This is a genomic window from Pseudomonas sp. M5 (assembly GCF_016907075.1).
GTDB lineage: Bacteria > Pseudomonadota > Gammaproteobacteria > Pseudomonadales > Pseudomonadaceae > Aquipseudomonas > Aquipseudomonas putida_E.
The window spans coordinates 4,544,904-4,562,292 of the sequence record NZ_JAFBBH010000001.1 but is presented as its reverse complement, the minus strand read 5'-3'; the positions used below and the strand labels follow the sequence as shown (position 1 = coordinate 4,562,292).

15 protein-coding genes are annotated in these 17,389 nt (G+C 62.3%); 4 read left to right on the top strand and 11 right to left on the bottom strand.

Annotated features, from left to right (window positions below):
• Positions 1–101: 101 nt before the first annotated feature.
• Positions 102–1,010 (bottom strand): LysR family transcriptional regulator, encoded by a 909-nt coding sequence (locus JOE27_RS20755; RefSeq protein ID WP_115273607.1) that lies wholly within the window; start codon positions 1,008–1,010, stop codon positions 102–104.
• A 267-nt stretch (positions 1,011–1,277) separates the two neighbouring features.
• On the opposite strand from JOE27_RS20755, the gene JOE27_RS20750 reads away from it, so the two are divergent.
• Positions 1,278–1,724, top strand: coding sequence for a universal stress protein (locus JOE27_RS20750; protein WP_115273606.1), 447 nt, complete (start codon positions 1,278–1,280; stop codon positions 1,722–1,724).
• Positions 1,725–1,748: 24 nt separating this feature from the next.
• On the opposite strand, the gene JOE27_RS20745 is transcribed toward JOE27_RS20750, so the two are convergent.
• The 5 genes from JOE27_RS20745 to JOE27_RS20725 all read right to left on the bottom strand — a co-directional run bounded on the left by JOE27_RS20745 (position 1,749) and on the right by JOE27_RS20725 (position 7,743).
• Positions 1,749–2,789, bottom strand: a complete 1,041-nt coding sequence (locus JOE27_RS20745; protein ID WP_115273605.1) for a PDDEXK nuclease domain-containing protein — start codon at positions 2,787–2,789, stop codon at positions 1,749–1,751.
• Between the two features lie 177 nt (positions 2,790–2,966).
• Positions 2,967–3,824 carry an HlyD family secretion protein gene (locus JOE27_RS20740; protein ID WP_115273604.1) on the bottom strand — a complete coding sequence of 286 codons (858 nt, stop codon included), beginning with the start codon at positions 3,822–3,824 and terminating at the stop codon, positions 2,967–2,969.
• A gap of 10 nt (positions 3,825–3,834) precedes the next feature.
• Positions 3,835–4,035, bottom strand: coding sequence for a DUF1656 domain-containing protein (locus JOE27_RS20735; protein ID WP_008097766.1), 201 nt, complete (start codon positions 4,033–4,035; stop codon positions 3,835–3,837).
• A 4-nt stretch (positions 4,036–4,039) separates the two neighbouring features.
• Positions 4,040–6,217, bottom strand: a complete 2,178-nt coding sequence (locus JOE27_RS20730; protein ID WP_204919797.1) for an FUSC family protein — start codon at positions 6,215–6,217, stop codon at positions 4,040–4,042.
• Positions 6,214–7,743, bottom strand: coding sequence for an efflux transporter outer membrane subunit (locus tag JOE27_RS20725; RefSeq protein ID WP_204919795.1), 1,530 nt, complete (start codon positions 7,741–7,743; stop codon positions 6,214–6,216). The genes JOE27_RS20730 and JOE27_RS20725 overlap by 4 nt, the downstream gene beginning before the upstream one ends.
• Before the next feature lie 178 nt (positions 7,744–7,921).
• Between JOE27_RS20725 and JOE27_RS20720 the strand changes: the two genes are divergently transcribed.
• A complete protein-coding gene (locus JOE27_RS20720) occupies positions 7,922–8,869 on the top strand; it encodes a LysR family transcriptional regulator (RefSeq protein WP_046784800.1) in 948 nt (315 codons plus the stop codon).
• A 101-nt stretch (positions 8,870–8,970) separates the two neighbouring features.
• Positions 8,971–9,945: a D-glycerate dehydrogenase gene (locus tag JOE27_RS20715; protein ID WP_046784799.1), complete on the top strand. Its 975-nt coding sequence runs from the start codon at positions 8,971–8,973 to the stop codon at positions 9,943–9,945.
• Between the two features lie 40 nt (positions 9,946–9,985).
• Here the strand turns inward: JOE27_RS20715 and JOE27_RS20710 are convergent, their stop codons facing one another.
• From JOE27_RS20710 to JOE27_RS20695, 4 genes are all read right to left on the bottom strand, one after another.
• Positions 9,986–10,924: a glycosyltransferase family 2 protein gene (locus JOE27_RS20710; protein ID WP_119688297.1), complete on the bottom strand. Its 939-nt coding sequence runs from the start codon at positions 10,922–10,924 to the stop codon at positions 9,986–9,988.
• The gene (locus JOE27_RS20705) at positions 10,921–11,292 is read right to left on the bottom strand and encodes a GtrA family protein (protein WP_046784797.1); all 372 of its coding nucleotides are present in this window, start codon (positions 11,290–11,292) and stop codon (positions 10,921–10,923) included. The genes JOE27_RS20710 and JOE27_RS20705 overlap by 4 nt, the downstream gene beginning before the upstream one ends.
• The gene (locus JOE27_RS20700; RefSeq protein WP_204919777.1) at positions 11,286–12,806 is read right to left on the bottom strand and encodes a glucosyltransferase domain-containing protein; all 1,521 of its coding nucleotides are present in this window, start codon (positions 12,804–12,806) and stop codon (positions 11,286–11,288) included. The genes JOE27_RS20705 and JOE27_RS20700 overlap by 7 nt, the downstream gene beginning before the upstream one ends.
• Positions 12,807–12,895: 89 nt before the next feature.
• Positions 12,896–13,792, bottom strand: a complete 897-nt coding sequence (locus JOE27_RS20695; RefSeq protein WP_204919776.1) for a DMT family transporter — start codon at positions 13,790–13,792, stop codon at positions 12,896–12,898.
• 217 nt (positions 13,793–14,009) lie between these two features.
• Here JOE27_RS20695 and JOE27_RS20690 point away from each other — a divergent pair, with 217 nt between their 5' ends.
• The gene (locus JOE27_RS20690) at positions 14,010–14,885 is read left to right on the top strand and encodes an AraC family transcriptional regulator (protein ID WP_046784794.1); all 876 of its coding nucleotides are present in this window, start codon (positions 14,010–14,012) and stop codon (positions 14,883–14,885) included.
• Here JOE27_RS20690 and JOE27_RS20685 read toward each other — a convergent pair.
• A complete protein-coding gene (locus JOE27_RS20685) occupies positions 14,882–17,272 on the bottom strand; it encodes a TonB-dependent receptor (protein WP_204919774.1) in 2,391 nt (796 codons plus the stop codon). The two genes, JOE27_RS20690 and JOE27_RS20685, sit on opposite strands and share 4 nt — an antisense overlap.
• Positions 17,273–17,389 lie beyond the last annotated feature (117 nt).

Here is a 17,389-nt window from a genome sequence, read left to right as displayed (position 1 = left end):
GGCAAGTCTAAGAAAGTCGAATGCTTACGAAAACTGACTTATCGGCAGCTTTATATTGCGTTTGACGCAATCCGCCCCAGCCGCCGTAGGGCGAAGCGGGTTTATGGATCGACACTGCAGCAGGTTTTCAGGATCTGCCGCAACCAGCGGTGGGCCGGATCGTTGTGATAACGCGGGTGCCAGGCCTGCAGCACGGTTACCCGCTCCAGCGGCACCGGAATCTCGAACGAGCGCAACGGTAAGCCGAGCTTGTGCACACTGTTGAGGATATTGGCGGGCATCGGCAGGATCAGGTCCGAATCCGGCAGCGAGAACAACGCCGAGTGGAAGCTCGGCGTGATCAGCGCCACGCGCCGCTGCACCTTGAAGTTGGCCAGTTCGACGTCAATCGGCCCATTGGCGCGGCCACGCCTGGATACGCTGATCTGTGGATAACTGGCAAAGCTCTGCGGTGTGATCGGCTGGTCGAATATGGGATGGTCGCGCCGCGCCAAACCCACGTAGTAGGTCTGGAACAGGCTCTGCACCTTGATCTCCGGGCCCAGGTCGACGGTCGAGCTGATGATCAGGTCGGTGCGCCCGTCGCGCAGCACGCTATCGTCATCACCGCCGGGGCTCTCGGGCACGAAGCGCAGGACCGTGCGCGGGGCCTGCTCATGCATGCGGCGCAACAGCATGGCGCCATACAGGGCAATGAACAGGTCATTGGTGCGGATGTTGAAGGCTCGGTCGAGCTTGGGCAAATCCACCTCTGCAGCACTGCGGAACACCTCACCGGCCTGCTCCACCAGCGCCGCCACCTGCTCGCGCAGGGCCAGCGCCCGAGGTGTCGGTACCAGGCCACGACCCGCGCGTACCAGGATCGGGTCGCCCAAGGCATCGCGGATACGCCCGAGGGTCCGGCTCATTGCCGCCGGGCTGAGGTTCATGCGCTGCGCCGCACCGACCACACTGCCTTCATCAAGCAGGGCGTCAAGGGCGACGAGCAGGTTCATGTCCGGGAGTGGCATGGCCGATTTCCGTGGCAGTTGTGGGAACGCGATGTTAACAGGTCGCATGATTGCACCAGACGCAATGCGTTCGTGCGTGGAGGGGCATTTATCTCGAGGGCGAGATGAGCCATTAATAATGCTGTGGCTGTACCGGCCCTATCGCCGGCAAGCCGGCTCCTACAGGTGCCCCACTGCCCTGCGATCGGTGCATTACTTGTGGGCCGGCTTGCCGGCGATGGGGCGGTACAGGCAACCGACCAGCCAGTTTTTCAGCAAGGAACCTCCATGCCCAGCCCCGTCCTGATCGCCATCGACGCGTCCCCTGCCTCGACCGCCCTGCTCACCCTCGCCCGCCGCTACTGCCGGCCCGACGAACACGAACTGCATGTACTGCTGGCCATCGACTCGACTTTCGCGGTGCACGACAAGCCTGCGCCCTACACCGCCGAGGAACTGGAGCAATACCCTGCCGCCTGTGAGGAACAACGCCTCGGCGACCGCGCCGTGGCCGAGGCTGTTGCATGGCTAAAGCAGGCCGGCTTCACCAGCCACGGCTGCATGGTCGCCGGGCAACCGGTCGAGGCCATTGTCGCCAAGGCACGGGAACTGCAATGCGAGCTGATCATCATGGGCCACCGGCACCTGTCGCGGCTGGGGCGGATGCTGGATCCGTCGATCAGCACTAAAGTGATCGATCGGGTTGAGGTGCCAGTGCTGGTGGGAGCGGCTTGAGGGGACATTTTCAAAAGCCATGGCTCACTCTTGACGAATAGCCAGCTCCCGCTCGATCTGCTCGACAGTGGGCAAGCTTGCCTGCAGCTCTTCCGGCAAGGTATTGATCAACTGAAATTCAGCGACACCAATGGGTTGAGACTTGCCGCGTAACGCGTACTCGGCCACCACCTTGTTCTTGCCTTTGCACAGCAGCAAGCCAATCGTGGGGTTGTCTTGCTCTAGCTTCATCTGTAAATCAACTGCAGTGAGGTAGAAGCTCAGCTGACCCAGATGCTCCGGCTTGAACTTTTCTGCCTTCAACTCAATGACTACATAACAACGCAGCTTCAGGTGGTAAAACAGAAGATCGATATAGAAGTCATCACCTCCGACTTCCATATGCACTTGGCGGCCGACGAAGGCAAAACCTGCCCCTAGCTCAAGCAGAAATTGGGTGATGTGCTCCACCAACGCTGCCTCGATCTCTCGTTCACTCGCCTCTTGGGTTACATTCAGGAAGTCGAAAAGATAAGGATCCTTTAGAAACTGGCGAGCCAGGTCAGTCCCTGGCGGTTGCAAGAGCGCCGAAAAATTTGAAACACCATTACCCTCGCGCTCCAGCAACCTGGACTCGATATGCATCTGCAAGGTCGACCGTGACCAACCGCACTCCGATGCCCGCACTGCATAAGCAAGCCGCTCTTGTGGCTTTTTTAACTTGGTCAGCAACACCAGATTATGGCCCCATGGCAATTGTCCAACAGCCTGTTGGACAATTGCTTCCTCTGGCCAAGCCTCAGCAAATGCTCGCATATACATCAGATTGGCTCGTGAGAACCCCTTCATCGCGGGGAACGCAGTTTTGAGGTCATGAGCCAGCCGCTCTATGACTTTCGCTCCCCAACCTTGAGCCGCTTGGCGTTCGACAATATCTCGCCCAAGATGCCAATAAAGACCCACCAGCTCCCGATTCACGGCAAGGCTGGCCCTTTGCTGGGCTTTTTGAATACGACCTTTCAGGTCAGCTAGCCAAGCGCTGTAGCCCTGAGGGGTGTCGATCAGGGATAGCGTTTTTTCGGGCATGGGATCAGAGTTCCTCGAACAATCGATGGGTTGCTTTCGTGACAACCCAGGCTGCTCCGATGGAAAAGCACCGCCAAGAGCTCCAGCAGGCGATTTCTCCCTAAATCAAGTAGGATATTTCCCAATCCCTCCCTGAGCTCAAAACTAACGTTCTTACGGCATCCCGCGATAACAGTTTCATTCCTCCCTCTTCACCACCACCGTACACGTCGTCCCCGCCGCCAGCAGAAACCCGTCCGGCACTTCATCAATGTGAATCCGCACCGGCACGCGCTGGGCCAGGCGCACCCAGTTGAAGGTCGGGTTCACATCGGCAATCAGCTCGCGGCTCTGCGGGTTGTCGCGGTCGTAGATACCGCGGGCGATGCTCTGCACATGGCCCTTGAGCCGTTCGCCGCTCATCATCTGCAGCTCAGCCTGGTCACCCACCTTCACGTGCGGCAGCTTGGTTTCCTCAAAGAAGCCGTAAACCCAGAACGAGTTTTCATCGACCACTGCCATCACCGCCTCACCGGTCCGCGCATAGTCACCTTTGTGGATATTCAGGTTGGTCACGTAACCATCGACCGTGGCAACGATACGGGTGCGCTTGAGGTTCAGCTCGGCCGCTGCCAGTGCTGCCTGGGCCTGTTGATAGTCGGCCAGGGCGGCGTTGGCGATGTTGCTGGCGTCGTCGCGGTTTTCCTTGGAGATCACCAGGTTGTCCATGTCGGCACGGCGCCGGGCGTTGACCTTGCGCATCTCCCAGGTGGCCTTGCGCGAGGCGACCAGCGCCTTGGCCTGGTCGACAGCCAGCTGGTAGTGCTCGGGGTCGATGCGGATCAGCAGGTCGCCCTTCTTCACCCGCTGGTTATCCTTGACCGGTACGTCCACTACATAACCGGGCACGTCGGCGGCGACATTGATGATGTCGGCCCGCACGCGGCCGTCACGGGTCCAGGGCGTGGTCATGTAGTGCAGCCACAACTGGCGACCGATCACCACGGCAGCGGTCAGCACCAGCAAGGTAGCGATCAGGCTGAAGAACTTTTTCATCGAAGGATTCTCACCAGTAGAGCGACAGCGCCAGGGCGCCGAACAGGCAGACGAACAGGCTCAGGCGCAACAGCGCCGGGTGCCAGAAGAAGCGGTAGCCATCATGGCTGGCAATGAAGCGGTCCAGGCCCCAGGCCAGGCCCAGGGCGAACAGGAACATCAAGGTCATGGTGGGCATGTACACGCCATGAAAAGCGATCTCACGGGGCATGATTTCACGGAACATCGTGCAATCCTTTCGTCGTAGCCAACGGCGACTGTGGGTCGAGCAGGGAGGAACGGATGAAGTGCAGGTAGCTCTGCGCGCGGCGTAACACCGAGGTGTCGAAGTGCCGGGCGAAGGGTTCGTCGGTGGCCTGCACGCGGCTGATGGCGTGGTCCACCGCCACCAGCGCGCGCTCGTGGTTGCTGGCGCTGGGCTGCAGGAACAGCCGCGCCAGAGCCCGGCCCATGACACGGATGGCCTGGCGCCACGGCTGCGACTCGGCATACGCCGGGTGGATTGGTGCGCGGGCCTGCTCCTTGCGCAGCTCGATGACCGCGTGGCCGATTTCCAGCACGGTGAACATCCAGCCCATCAGCTGGCTTTGGACCTGCGGCTTGCCGGCAGCCAGGCCATAGGCCTGGTGCAACAGGTCACGAGTGCGGCTTTCGAAAGCCGAGCCCAGACCGCGCAGGCGACCGCTGATGGCGAACAGCACCTGCTCGCGCAGCTCCTGCTCCAGGCGGCTCCACAACCAGCGGCTGTTGGGCGGCAGGATGATCGCCCCGGCCGCAGCGCAGACGAACATGCCGATGACCATGCCGATGTAGTCGTTGATGAAGGTGTAAGGGTCGTACACGGTCAGGTTGTTCGGCACCGAACCGATGGCGAAGAACACCAGCAGGCCTATGCCGTAACCCGCGTAAGCCGGCCGCGAAGACAGGAACGCGCCAAGCATGAACACCGGCGCCAGGACCATGCACAGCAGCGGGTAACCGTCGATCCAGGGGAACACGAAAAAGGTTTCGAAGAAGCCGACGAACGCGCCGATCGCCGTGCCGCAGGCCATTTGGAACGACATGCGCTTGGGGTTCGGCGAAGCCGCCGACAGGCCTACGGTGACGGTGGCGATCAAGGTCATCATGGCCCCACTGGGCCAGTCGCTGAGCAGCCAGTAGCTACCCAGCAGCAACAGTACCGCCGAGGCGCGCACGCCAGCGGCCAGCGACACCAGCCAGCTGGTCCGGGCCACGTAAGGCTCGTCCCACTGCTCGCGCTCGTGCGTGTGCGCGGCCAGGGAGGCATGGGTTTCGGCATAGCTGTACATCTCGTCGACGAAGCGATAGAGCAGCTCGAAAGCGGTATGAAAATCCAGCAGGTCGGACCCGCTGGGGTCGGTCAACAGGTACTCGGCGCGCAGGCCGCGTACCTGAGCCTGCAGGCCCTCTTTGTAGGCAGCCAGTTCCAGCGTCAGGCGCAGCGCATCGGCATCGGTCAGCGCACGCCCTACATAGGGCTCAAGCAGCTCGACCAAGGTGTTCAGGCCCGGCTCGATGGCCCCGACGATCTGCAGCGGGCCGCGGGCGCGCAGGCGCTCAAGCAACCGGTGCAGGGCGTTGAAGCGCGTGGTGATGGCCATGAACTCACTGTTCATGCGCACCAGCCGGCCAGAGCGCCTGCGCATGTGCGGGTCTTCGAAGGCGGTGACGTTGCGCAGGCTTTCCAGGCCGACCGCCTCGGCGACGAAACGTACGTTGCTGGTTTCGAAACGGTCACGCTGGCTGTCACCGCGCAAGGCCTCGACCACCACCCCGGCGAACACACCAAAACGCTGGTACAACGCATTGCGCATGGCGGCGCTGGCCGATTGCGGCAAGATCGCGGCACTGACGAAGGTCGAGACCAGAATGCCCAGGGCAATCTCCAGCACCCGCCACACCGCAGCCATGAACGCCTGGTCAGGGTGCTCCAGCACCGGCAGGCCGATCATGGCAGCGGTGTAACCGGCCAGCACGAAGCCATAGGCGCGGAAGGTGCGGTAGCGCATGGCGCCCGCTGAACATAGGCCCACCCACAGCGCCAGGCTGGGCAGGAACAGCTCTGTGTTCTGCGGGAACAGGGCGATCAGCGCCACCATCATCGCCGAGCCAGCCAGAGTGCCGAGCACCCGGTAGAAGCTCTTGGCAAAGACATGGCCGCTCTGCGGCTGCATGACGATGAACACGGTGATCATCGCCGTGCGCGGCTGCGGCAACTCCAGGCGCATGGCCAGCCACAGGGTGATGAACGCAGCGGCCAGCACCTTGAAGATGTAGACCCAGGTCACCCCGTCGGTACGCGCCCAGGCAAAGAAGCCCCGGCGCCACTGCAGGCTGTGCAGCCAGCGCAGGGGCAGGCTCGATGTACTCATTCGGCGTGGTCCGGTTTGCGGTCGAAAACAGCCAGGGTGGCTGGGGTTTTCGGCACCGCCTGGCGCTCCTGCTCAGGTACGTCGTTGCCGGCCTGCAGGCCACCGCCCAGCGCTGTCACCAGCTCGGCATGGGCGATCAGGCGCGCGGCCTGCACCTGCTGTTGCACCTGCTGCTGACGCAGCAGCAAGGTCTGGGCATTGAGCACGTTGAGGTAGTCGGTCAGGCCGCGCTGGAAGGCGACCATGGCAATATCGTAGGTTTTCTGTGCAGCGGCCACGGATTCGGCGGCGAAGTGGGCCTGCTCCTTCATCGACTCACGGCGGATCAACTGGTCGGAAATGTTCTTCAGCGCGCCGATGACCGTCTGGTTGTAGTGCGCCACGGCCACGTCATAGCCCGCCGAGGCCACACCCAGCTGCGAGCGCAAGCGGCCGCCGTCGAAGACCGGCAGGCTGATGGCCGGCCCGACGTTGTAGTTGAACTTGCGCCCGGTGAGGAATTCCAGCGGCCCGCCACCGGTGGCCATGAAGCCCAGGCTGCCGACCAGGTCGACGTTGGGGAAGAAGCCGGCGTGGGCGACGTCGATACCACGCGCCTGCGCGGCCACCTGCCAGCGGCTGGCGACCACGTCGGGGCGCTGGCCGACCAGCTCGGCCGGCAGGGCCGACGGCAGTTTCAAAGGGGCGGCGAGGGCCAGGCTGGGGCGCTGGATCTGCGCGCCCTCACCCGGCCCCTTGCCCGCCAGCGCGGCCAGCTGGTTGCGGGTAAGGGCGATTTCTTCGTCCAGGCTATCCAGTTGGCGGTGGGTTTCGGGCAACGGTGCTTCGGCCTGGCTGACCTCAAAATGGGTACCGATACCGCCGTCCAGGCGGCGCTTGGCCAAAGCCAGGATCTGCTCCTGCTGCTCCAGCTGGGCCTTGACGATGTCGCGCTGGGCGAAGTGCAGGCTGAGCTGAATGTAGGCACGCACCACATTGTTCTGCAGTTCCAGTTGCGCCTGGCGGGCCTCGGCCACGCTCATGTGTGCCTGGTCCACGGCCTGTTCGCTGGCATTGCGCTCGCGCCCCCAGAGGTCCAGGGCATAGCTGAAGCCGATGGCGGCGTTGTTGTCCCAGGTGTTGGCACCCGACAGTGCGCCAGGGCCATAGAACTGGTCTTCAGGCCAGTTGTGGCGTTTGAGCGACGCCTGGCCGTTGGCCTGCAGCTTTTCTGCCGACTCGACCACACCGGCCATGGCCTTGGCTGCGCGCACCCGCGCTGCGGCCATGGCCAGGGTCGGGCTACCGGCCATAGCCAGGTCGAGCCAACGATCGAGCTGTGGATCACGGTAGGCGTGCCACCACTGCTGGTCGGGCCAGTGGGCATCGCTGGCGGCTTCGCGGATGGCCGCATCGGTGGTCAGGGTATTGGCTTGGAGGGTCTTGCTTTGTGGGGCAATGCCCCAGGTTCCGATACAGCCGCTCAAGGTGAGGCTAAGGGCACAGGCACTGAACGCCTGAAGCGTTCTGATGATGCGACGCGGCACAGCTGCGATTTCCCGAGGAAGAGGTGGAGGGCTGGGCAATTCTAGGGGGCGGCCGCACTGGCGATAAGCGCAGATTCCTGCGAATCTTTGTTACCAAAACAGCGATAATCCGGCTTTGGTCGAAGGCACATGCAACTAACTTCGTGACACAATTTGCCCTCTACCTTGAGAGTGACCCATGGACACCCTGCAAAACATGCGTGCTTTCAGTTGCGTAGCCCAGCTTGGCAGTTTCACTGCCGCTGCGGCGCAACTGGATACGACTACCGCGAACGTGTCGCGGGCGGTCTCCAATCTGGAAGCCCATCTGCAAACCCGGCTGCTCAACCGCACCACCCGGCGCATCGCCCTGACCGAGGCGGGCAAGCGTTACCTGATGCGCTGTGAACAGATCCTCACCTATGTCGAAGAAGCCGAAGCCGAGGCAAGCGACGCGCATGCCCGGCCTGCCGGGCAATTGAAGGTGCATTCGATGACCGGGGTCGGCCAGCACTTCGTGGTCGATGCCATCGCCCGCTACCGCGAGTCGCACCCGGACGTGACCTTCGACCTGACCATGGCCAACCGCGTCCCCGACCTGCTCGACGAAGGCTATGACGTGTCCATCGTGCTGGCCACCGAGCTGCCGGACTCAGGTTTCGTGTCGCAGCGCCTGGGCATCACCTACAGCATCGTCTGCGCCTCGCCCGAGTACGTGGCCAGGCACGGCTTCGCGCACAAGCCGGTCGACCTGCTGCAGCATGCCTGCCTGCGCATGGTCAGCCCGGTGATCCCGCTGGAAAAGTGGTTGTTCGACGGCCCGGAAGGCCAGGAGCTGGTCAACATCACCAGCTCGCCGTTCCAGGTCAACTCGGCCGACGCGATGAAAACCGCGATTCGCAGCGGCATGGGCATGGGCGTGCTGCCGATCTACTCGGCCATCGATGGTTTGCGTGATGGCAGCCTGGTGCGGGTGATGCCGGACTACCGGCTGCAGGAACTGAACCTGTATGCGATCTACCCGTCGCGCCAGTACCTGGATGCGAAGATCAAGACCTGGGTTGAGTACCTGCGCAACTCGTTGCCAGAGATTCTCGCAGCCCATGAAGCGGACCTGAAAACCCACGAGTTGCTGATCGCGAACTGAAAGCAGCTGCAAGCGGCAAGAAAAAGCAGATTGGTGCACGCGCTGCTTTTTCTTGCGGCTTGAAGCTTGTAGCTTGTAGCTTTTGCGTTGGAAGTAGCCCGATGAAAAAGACCGTCCTGGCCTTCAGCCGTATCACCCCGGCCATGGCCGAGCGCCTGCAGCAAGATTTCAACGTGATCGTGCCGAACCCCAAGCTCGGCGACATCAGTGCCCAGTTCAATGAAGCTTTGCCCCAAGCCCACGGCCTGATCGGCGCCGGTCGCAAGCTCGGCCGCGCGCAGCTCGAGGGGGCAGCCAAACTGGAAGTGGTGTCCAGCGTATCGGTGGGCTACGACAACTACGACGTCGACTACTTCAACGAGCGCGGCATCGCCCTGACCAATACCCCCGATGTGCTCACTGAAAGCACCGCCGACTTGGGCTTCTCGCTGATCATGGGCTGCGCCCGCCGCACGGCCGAACTGGATGCCTGGACCAAGGCCGGCCAATGGCAAGCCACCGTCGGCCCGGCGCACTTCGGCAGCGATGTGTACGGCAAGACACTGGGTATCGTCGGCCTGGGCAACATCGGCGCGGCCGTCGCCCGCCGTGGCCGCTTCGGCTTCAACATGTCGGTGCTGTATGCCGGCAACAGCCGCAAGCCGGCGCTGGAGCAGGAACTGGGGGCGCAATACCGCAGCCTCGAACAACTGCTGGCAGAGTCCGATTTCGTCTGCATCGTGGTGCCGCTGTCCGACGCCACCCGCAAGCTGATCGGTGCTCGCGAGCTGAAGCTGATGAAGCCGAGCGCCTTCCTGATCAACATTGCCCGTGGCCCGGTGGTAGACGAGGCAGCACTGGTCGAGGCCCTGCACAACGGCACCATTCGCGGCGCTGGTCTGGATGTCTACGAGAAAGAGCCGCTTAGCGAATCGCCGCTGTTCAAATTGCCCAATGCCCTGACGCTGCCGCACATCGGCTCGGCCACCGCCGAAACCCGTGAGGCCATGGCCAACCGGGCAATGGACAACCTGCGTGCGGCGTTGCTGGGCGAGCGGCCGCAGGACCTGGTGAATCCGCAGGTGTGGAAGGGCTGATTACGCGTTTGTCCCACCAAGGGGCCTGCGCAGACAACCTTCACGTGGGTTGTCTGCGCCGCCTCAGCACCTTGCGCACCACGTACCGGGGCCGCTGTTTGGTCTCCTGGTAGATCCGCCCTACGTACTCCCCCAGTATTCCGATACCGATCAACTGCACACCGCCAAGGAACAGCACTGCCGTCATCAACGACGGATAGCCCGGCACATCGTTTCCGAACAGCAGTTTGTCGATCACCATGTACACCGCAAAGGCAAAAGCCGACAGCGATACACCTCCGCCCACGTAACTCCATAGCCGCAAAGGCACAGTGCTGAACGAGGTGATGCCATCCAGGGCCAGGTTCCACAGCCGCCAGAAGCTGAACTTGCTGTTGCCCGCCGTACGTTCGGGCCGGTCGTATTCGACGATGGCGGTACGAAAGCCTACCCAGGACAACACACCTTTCATGAACAACTGCTGCTCCGGCAACTGGCGGATGGCGGCTACCACTTTGCGGTCCAGCAGGCGAAAATCACCGACGTTCTCCTCGATCCGGGTCGAGGCAATGCGGTTGTGCAGGCGGTAGTACAAGCGTGCGCTCCACCGTTTGAACCGTGTGTCAGCGGCACGGCTACGGCGCTTTGCCAGAACGACCTCCGCCCCTTGCTGCCACACATCGATCATCTGCGCGATAAGCTCGACCGGGTCCTGCAAGTCGACATCGATCGGCACCACGGCGTCGCCCTCGGCGTACTCAAGGCCGGCGAACAACGCCGACTCCTTGCCAAAGTTACGCGAGAAATTGACGACGGTTACCCATTCATCCCGTGCCGCCAACTCGGCGCAGATGGCCTCGCTGGCATCATTGCTGCCGTCATTGACCAGCAGGATCTCGACCACCACGCCCTGTAAAGACGGCTCGTTACGCACCGTGTGATAGAACCGTTCGAGGGTGTCCTGCTCGTTGTACAGGGGCACGACCAAGGTAATGTTCATGGCTGCCTCCGCTTGAACACCACTGTCCGCGAGTAGCCGTAGCCGATGATCAGGCTGACGGCTGAAAAAGCTACCAAGGTCAGCCAGGGTGACAAACCAGCCCGGTCCGATAGCGCCCCCATGCTCAGGCTCAGGCAACCCATGCCCGATACGAACGCCAGGTAACGCAGCTTGCTCGGCGCGGTGGCGAACGTGAAGCGAGCATTGAGGTAATAGGACGCACTGACAGCCACTGTGAATGCCAGCAAGTTGCTCGATGCCTGGCTCAGCCCGGCAGCCTGGTGCAGCAGGAAGAAAACCGCCCAGTGCAACAGCGTATTTCCAGCACCGATGAGGCCATAACGGTAGAAACGCAGGGTCATTACCATCGGTAGGCCTCGCTCTGGGCAGGTGCTTTCATCAGCACATAGCCATTACCGTCGACCAGGTGGATGTCGAAAAACGTGCTCTTCACCACCGCTGCATGGCTGCGCGCAAGTACCTGCTCACGGTCGAGCGGGGGATTTGTAGTGAAGTTGACCAGGCCGAGGCGCGGCATCATCTCAGGCAACATCAGAAAATCGATGTTCAGGACATAACGCAACGCTGGCATCTGTTCATAACTGGCGCTGGCTGCAGGCAACCAACGTGCGCTGCTACCGATGTCCAAAACATAGAATCGCTTGGTCTCGTACAACTGCGGCCGGCTTTGGATGGCATTGGCGAGCGAAGACGTCACCATGCGTTGCAGTTCCTTCTGCACGATCAGCGTTCGGCCGTAAGCAAACGAAAATGACAACATGAACAACACAGGAATAGCCAGCAGCCACCTCAGCCGACCGCCAAGCCCTGACAGTAGGCGATGGGCCAGCAGTGCCAGCATCATCAAGACCACGCCGAACCCCATCAACAGGCGTGCGCCACCGTCAAAATGCGCGAACACCATCATCAGGCCGTACACCAGCAACGCCACAGCCGGGATGGGCAGCAGCAGCGCAGCCGTCAACACCCCCCGTTCCCATACAGGGCGTGGATCAACCAACACCTCACGCAAGGCGATCAGCAGCGCCACAAGCGCCAGCCCCGAAAGGCCGATGAACACCCACGCCGTTCCCGGCGTGATCAACAACGCCACGTGCCCCAAGATAACTTCCAGGCGCCGCAACACCTCAGGCCACCACTGGGCATCCAGAGGCAGCAACGCGGTGCGGGGGACATCTATGAACTGATGGGCCGTGAGCGAGTACAGCAGGCACCCGCCGAGCAGTTGTGTCAGCCGGCCGAAAAGATGACGGCAGACCTGACGCAACCCGGCATGGCCGAGCACCTGACGCATGATTTCGAGGCAACACAAGCCAGCGAAGACGTTGATGCTGACCTGGTAGAAACTCGCGGCACATGCCACCAGCACGCCGCCCAGCAGGCACTGCTGCCAGCGCTCGGCACTCAGCGTGATGGCCCAGACGCATGCAGCCAGCGCCAACGCCATACCGGGTGCGTCGTATTGGTACGACAGGTTTTGCAGAAAGAAGGGGTTGTACCATAAGGGCAATACCACCAGCACAGAGGTCGCCGTGGGGGCCGGGAAGTAATGTGACACCAGCCGGGCGAGCGCCAGTGCAGTCACGCTGGCAGCCAACAGAATAGGCAAAGGGAACAGATTCACAGCCCCGACAGAGAAGCCCAGCATGCGATGCATCAGGTAGAGCAGGAAGCGCCCCTGCCCCGTCCAGGATTCATTGCCGGTAGGCGTGAGGCCAGCGTTCTGGGCGCGCCACACATCATCGATATAGGCGTAATCGGCAAGCACCAGCGGCAATAGATGCACCGCCAAGGCCAACAGGCAGAGCAGCTGCACCTGACGATGCGACAGTCGCTTGTTCCAGGGGAGCAATGGTGACATTGACGTTTCCGGGCTAATGGCTCCCGGGCAAGTCTAAACAGCCCACCCCGTGCCAACACCTGGCATTTATGTCAGTTGCTGCGCAGCGCTCAACGTGCCAGAGCACCTGCCAACGTGGGTTTGGGCTTGCGAAACACCAACACATTACCCGCCATGACAGCGACCAGCCCGAGCAAAGCGGGGGCTGTCCATTGATAGCCCTCGGCAAACGCCGACACGTTCAGCGCCACCAGCGGGAACAGCACCGTGCAATATGCAGCCCGCTCCGGGCCCATGCGCCCGACCAACGTCAGGTACGCGGTGAAACCGATCACTGAACCCGGTATCACCAGGTACAGCAGCGAGCCGACATAGCGCGTGTTCCACTCCATCGCAAATGGAATGCCGCTGATCAGGCAATACACGGCCAGCATCGCGGCGCCATAGACCATGCCCCAGGCATTGGTGGTCATGGGCTTGAGGCCAGCTTTCTGCTGCATGCTCGACAGCATGTTGCCTGCCGAAAAGCACAACGTACCGAGCAAGGCCAGGCCGAGACCATAGAGCGTTTCACGGCTTGCCGCATGGTGCGACAGCTCCGGCCAGAACAGCAGCCCCAACCCCAAAAGGCCAAGCGCGCCGCCACCGAGTACGTTGCTGGCAACCCTCTGGCCGAAAAAGAGGCGCGCGTTCAGCGCATTCCACAGTGTTGCAGTGGAAAACACCACGGCGATCAACCCACTGGCGATCCACTGGCTGGCGGTGAGGAAACACATGAAATTCACGCAGAACAGGCACACGCCCTGCGCCAGGCACAGCAGATGACCGCGCCGATTCATCGGCTGCAGGCGGCGGGTGAGCAGCAGGATGGCGAACAGAATCAGGCCGGCCAAGGCAAAGCGGTAGACGATCGAAACCGGGATGGCCACTTCACCCAATTGCAGTTTCAGGGCGATCCAGGTGGTACCCCAGATCAGGACAGTGAGCAGGTACAGGGAAAGGTTCATGGGGGTTCCTTAGGCATACGACCATGCATTGCGGGGGGGCACCATGCGGCCAACCTGTGGGAGCTGGCTTGCCGGCGATCGAGGGCGCAGCCCTCGCCAGGGCCATCAGTGTTCTCTGCGGCCAGTGAAGTGCGCTTGCACAAACTTGCGCTTTTCAACGCTCAGGGAGCTGCCACGTCGGCGCATCGGCAGTACGATGGCAACAGAGGAATCGCCCATGACCCCACTCACCCAGCTGCACGTGTTCAACGCCATGCATGCCTCGCCCCACGCGCGGCTGGAACTGAGCGCGCACCTGGGCGACGGGCTGGCGGCGGCGCTATGGAGCAACCGTGACGATGCCCGCGACTATCAGGCGCCCAGCCACCACACGCTGTCGTGCTACATCGCCCACGGCACCGGCACCTTTCGCCGCCAGCGCCCTGCCGACAAAGGGGCGCCGGACAAATTGTGCATCATGCCGGCCGGCCACGAGTCCAACTGGGTGGTCAATGGGCAGATCCGCCTGGCGCACCTGTACATCAGCGAGGTGCAATTCGCCCTGGGCTGCGTGCGCCTGCTCGACCGGGAACCGCGGGAGATGCAACTGCAGGAAGCGACATTTCTCGACGACCCACGGCAGTCGGTGCGTTTTCGCCAGTTGATCAGCCTGGCCTGGGAAGAGCCAGGCGAGCGCTTGCTGGCCAGCAGCCTGGCACACGAGATCGTCGATCACGCCGTGCTCAGCCAGGTAGGGCTGCGCCAGGGGTTACGCCTCAAAGGCGGGTTGGCACCGAACCTGCGCCGGCAACTGGTGGAATACATCGAGACACACCTGGATCAGCCCATCACCCTCGGTGAGTTGGCCGTGCGTTGCAACCTCTCCGAGTATCACTTCGCACGCATGTTCCGCACCAGCTTCGGCTTGCCGCCACACCAGTACCTGCTGGCCCGCCGGCTGCATCGGGCCTGCCAACTGCTGCGCCTGGGCCAGCTTCCATTGGGAGACATTGCACTGCTGTGCGGGTTTGCCAGTGCCAGCCATTTCAGCAACCGCTTTCGCCAGGCAGTCGGCGCGACACCTGGCGACTATCGCGCCGCCTTCAGCCACTAGAACTCGAAGGTACTCGACAGGCTCACCTGGCGCGCATCACCTATGGCAACGAAGTACTGGTTCACCGCCGAGCTGTAGTAAACCTTGTCGAACAGGTTCTTCACGTTCAGTTGCAGGCGCACATTGTGCTCGTCGAGCCGGGTCTCGTACGTGGCGAAAGCATCGGCAACGGTGTAGCTGGGCAAGTCGAAGGTGTTGGTCGAGTTGCCCGGGCGCTCGCCGACATGACGGGCTCCGGCACCGAAACGCAAACGGTCGCCACCGAACAGGCTGCCGAAGTCGTACACCGCCGACAATGAGCCACTGTGCCTGGCCACGTTCTGCAGGCGGTTACCCTCGAGGTCCGGGTCCTTGGTCACCTTGGCGTCGGTAAAGGCATAGCTGCCGATCAGGCTCCAACGCTCACTGAGCTGTCCGGTCAGGTCAAGCTCCACCCCCCTTGAACTGACCTCGCCCGCATTGCTGTAGACCGTCTCGCCGGTACCGCTGTCGAAGTTGGAGACCAGCACGTTGCGCTTGGTGATGTCGAACAGCGCCAGGGTGCCGGTCAGGCTGCCAGGCATGTCGAGCTTGGCACCCAGCTCCCACGACTTGCCCTCTTCCGGCGCAATCGACGAATCCAGCACCACACCGCCGGTCAGCGGGGCAATGCTGGAGTTGGGCTTGAACGACTCGCTGTAACTGCCATAGAACGACAACTGCTCATCGACCTTGTAGACGATGCCGGCATGCGGTACCCAGGCCTGGCCGCTGGTGTCGGTATTGGCCTTGAACGGCCGGCCGCGGCCGGCGTACTGGTCGTACTGCTGAAAGCGGGCGCCGGCCACCAGTATCCAGTGCTGGTCCAGGTGCAGTGCGTCCTGCAGGAACAGCGCCTCGGTGCGCAGCTTGTCGGTCTGGTCGCTGTCGCTGGCGCGCACCGTACTGCCCTCCACTTCCTGGCCATAGACCGGGTTCACATAACTGAAGGTGGACTGAGCGGTCTGGCGAATCAGGTCGCCGCGAAATACCTTGCGGTCTTCGTGATCAATGCCAATGAGCAGGTCATGCTGCATTCCGGCCAGCTCGACGTTGCCATTGAGGCTGAGGGTCGCGAACTGGTCGCGGCTCATGGCGTTGTGGGTGCCATCGATGCTGCGCGTGAGCGTGCCCTTGGCTTCGTTGACGCCGGTCACGCGCACTTGGCTTGCGTCGTAAGTCTCGCGGTTGAAGCTGTAGCCAACGTGCAGCTTCCAATCGTCGGCCAACTGGTGGTCGACCTCAAGGCGATACAGGTCGGAGCGGCCTTCCATGTCGTTGAAAGGTTCATCCAGGCGGCGCGTGGCCGGAATGTCCAGCGGGTGGCCGTTGCTGCCGAACGCAGTGCCCCGGTCGAACGGGTAGAGAAACTCGCGGTGCTCATAAGCCAGCACCACTTGGGTGTCCTCGCCCAGCCAGGCCAGCGACGGCGCCACCAGCGATTCGCGGTGCACGCCATAGTTGCGCCAGTAATCCTCGTCCTCATGATCGACGATCAAACGGTAGGCGAAGTTGCTGTCGCCCAGTGCCCCGGTGCTGTCGAACCCACCGCCGCTGCCGTTCTTGCCGCTGCCGTAGGTCGAGCCGCGCACGGTCAGGGCGTTGTACTGCTGCAATTGCGGGCGCTTGCTGACCACGTTGATCACCCCGCCCGGGTCCTGGATGCCATACAGCAGCGAAGCCGGGCCCTTGAGCACCTCGACCCGCTCGGTGTTCGCATTGAGGCTGCGCCCCTGCACGACGGGCATGCCATCGCGCATGATCGAACCGTCGCGGTTGTCACCGAAGCCGCGCTTCATCACCGTGTCGGAGGTGCCACCGAAATTGTTGCCCTGGGTGATGCCGCTGACATTGGCCAGGGCGTCATCCAGGTTGCGCGGGGCCTGGTCGCGGATGACCTGGGCAGGGACCACGTTGATGGCTTGGGGGATGTCCTGGGACGGGCCTTGGCCACGCATGATAGAGGCGCTGGCCGGCGGCTGGTAGCTGTAGGTGTCCATCTGCGAGGTCACCGTAGTGGCCTGCAGGTTGAGCGCACCGGAGGTGTCCATCGGTTCAAGCGTCAGGGTGCGGGCATCGACCCGGCGCCACGTCAGGCCAGCGTTGCCCAGCAATCGCTGCAGCGCCTGTTCGGCACTGAACGTACCCTGCAGGGCCGGTGCCTGCACGGCAGGCAGTTCCAAGGTGTAGACCACGCTCTGGCCGGAGGCGCGGCTGAAGGCATTGAGCGCCTGGGGCAAGGGCTGGCTCGGCTGGGCGAACCGGTGCAGTTCAAGCTGCTCGGCGGCAAGGACACAAGGGGCAGCAGCCAAGGCCGAAAGCGCAGAGAAACCTAGCCAGAGAGGGACGCAACGGTGGGTGAACTTCATGGACGCTGACCTGTGAGAGGGTGATGACTGCGAATGAATCGCACTTCCACTCATTACACGGATGTCACGTCCTGTTACCTCATCCGCTTTTGAAAATTATTTTTCCAGTGCCGCCGC

Bases quoted from the DNA above. Each gene is read 5' to 3' on its own strand.
- JOE27_RS20755 (WP_115273607.1), bottom strand. From the start codon at position 1,010: ATGCCACTCCCGGACATGAACCTGCTCGTCGCCCTTGACGCCCTGCTT.
- JOE27_RS20750 (WP_115273606.1), top strand. From the start codon at position 1,278: ATGCCCAGCCCCGTCCTGATCGCCATCGACGCGTCCCCTGCCTCGACC.
- JOE27_RS20745 (WP_115273605.1), bottom strand. From the start codon at position 2,789: ATGCCCGAAAAAACGCTATCCCTGATCGACACCCCTCAGGGCTACAGC.
- JOE27_RS20740 (WP_115273604.1), bottom strand. From the start codon at position 3,824: ATGAAAAAGTTCTTCAGCCTGATCGCTACCTTGCTGGTGCTGACCGCT.
- JOE27_RS20735 (WP_008097766.1), bottom strand. From the start codon at position 4,035: ATGCCCCGTGAGATCGCTTTTCATGGCGTGTACATGCCCACCATGACC.
- JOE27_RS20730 (WP_204919797.1), bottom strand. From the start codon at position 6,217: ATGAGTACATCGAGCCTGCCCCTGCGCTGGCTGCACAGCCTGCAGTGG.
- JOE27_RS20720 (WP_046784800.1), top strand. From the start codon at position 7,922: ATGGACACCCTGCAAAACATGCGTGCTTTCAGTTGCGTAGCCCAGCTT.
- JOE27_RS20715 (WP_046784799.1), top strand. From the start codon at position 8,971: ATGAAAAAGACCGTCCTGGCCTTCAGCCGTATCACCCCGGCCATGGCC.
- JOE27_RS20710 (WP_119688297.1), bottom strand. From the start codon at position 10,924: ATGAACATTACCTTGGTCGTGCCCCTGTACAACGAGCAGGACACCCTC.
- JOE27_RS20705 (WP_046784797.1), bottom strand. From the start codon at position 11,292: ATGGTAATGACCCTGCGTTTCTACCGTTATGGCCTCATCGGTGCTGGA.
- JOE27_RS20700 (WP_204919777.1), bottom strand. From the start codon at position 12,806: ATGTCACCATTGCTCCCCTGGAACAAGCGACTGTCGCATCGTCAGGTG.
- JOE27_RS20695 (WP_204919776.1), bottom strand. From the start codon at position 13,792: ATGAACCTTTCCCTGTACCTGCTCACTGTCCTGATCTGGGGTACCACC.
- JOE27_RS20690 (WP_046784794.1), top strand. From the start codon at position 14,010: ATGACCCCACTCACCCAGCTGCACGTGTTCAACGCCATGCATGCCTCG.
- JOE27_RS20685 (WP_204919774.1), bottom strand. From the start codon at position 17,272: ATGAAGTTCACCCACCGTTGCGTCCCTCTCTGGCTAGGTTTCTCTGCG.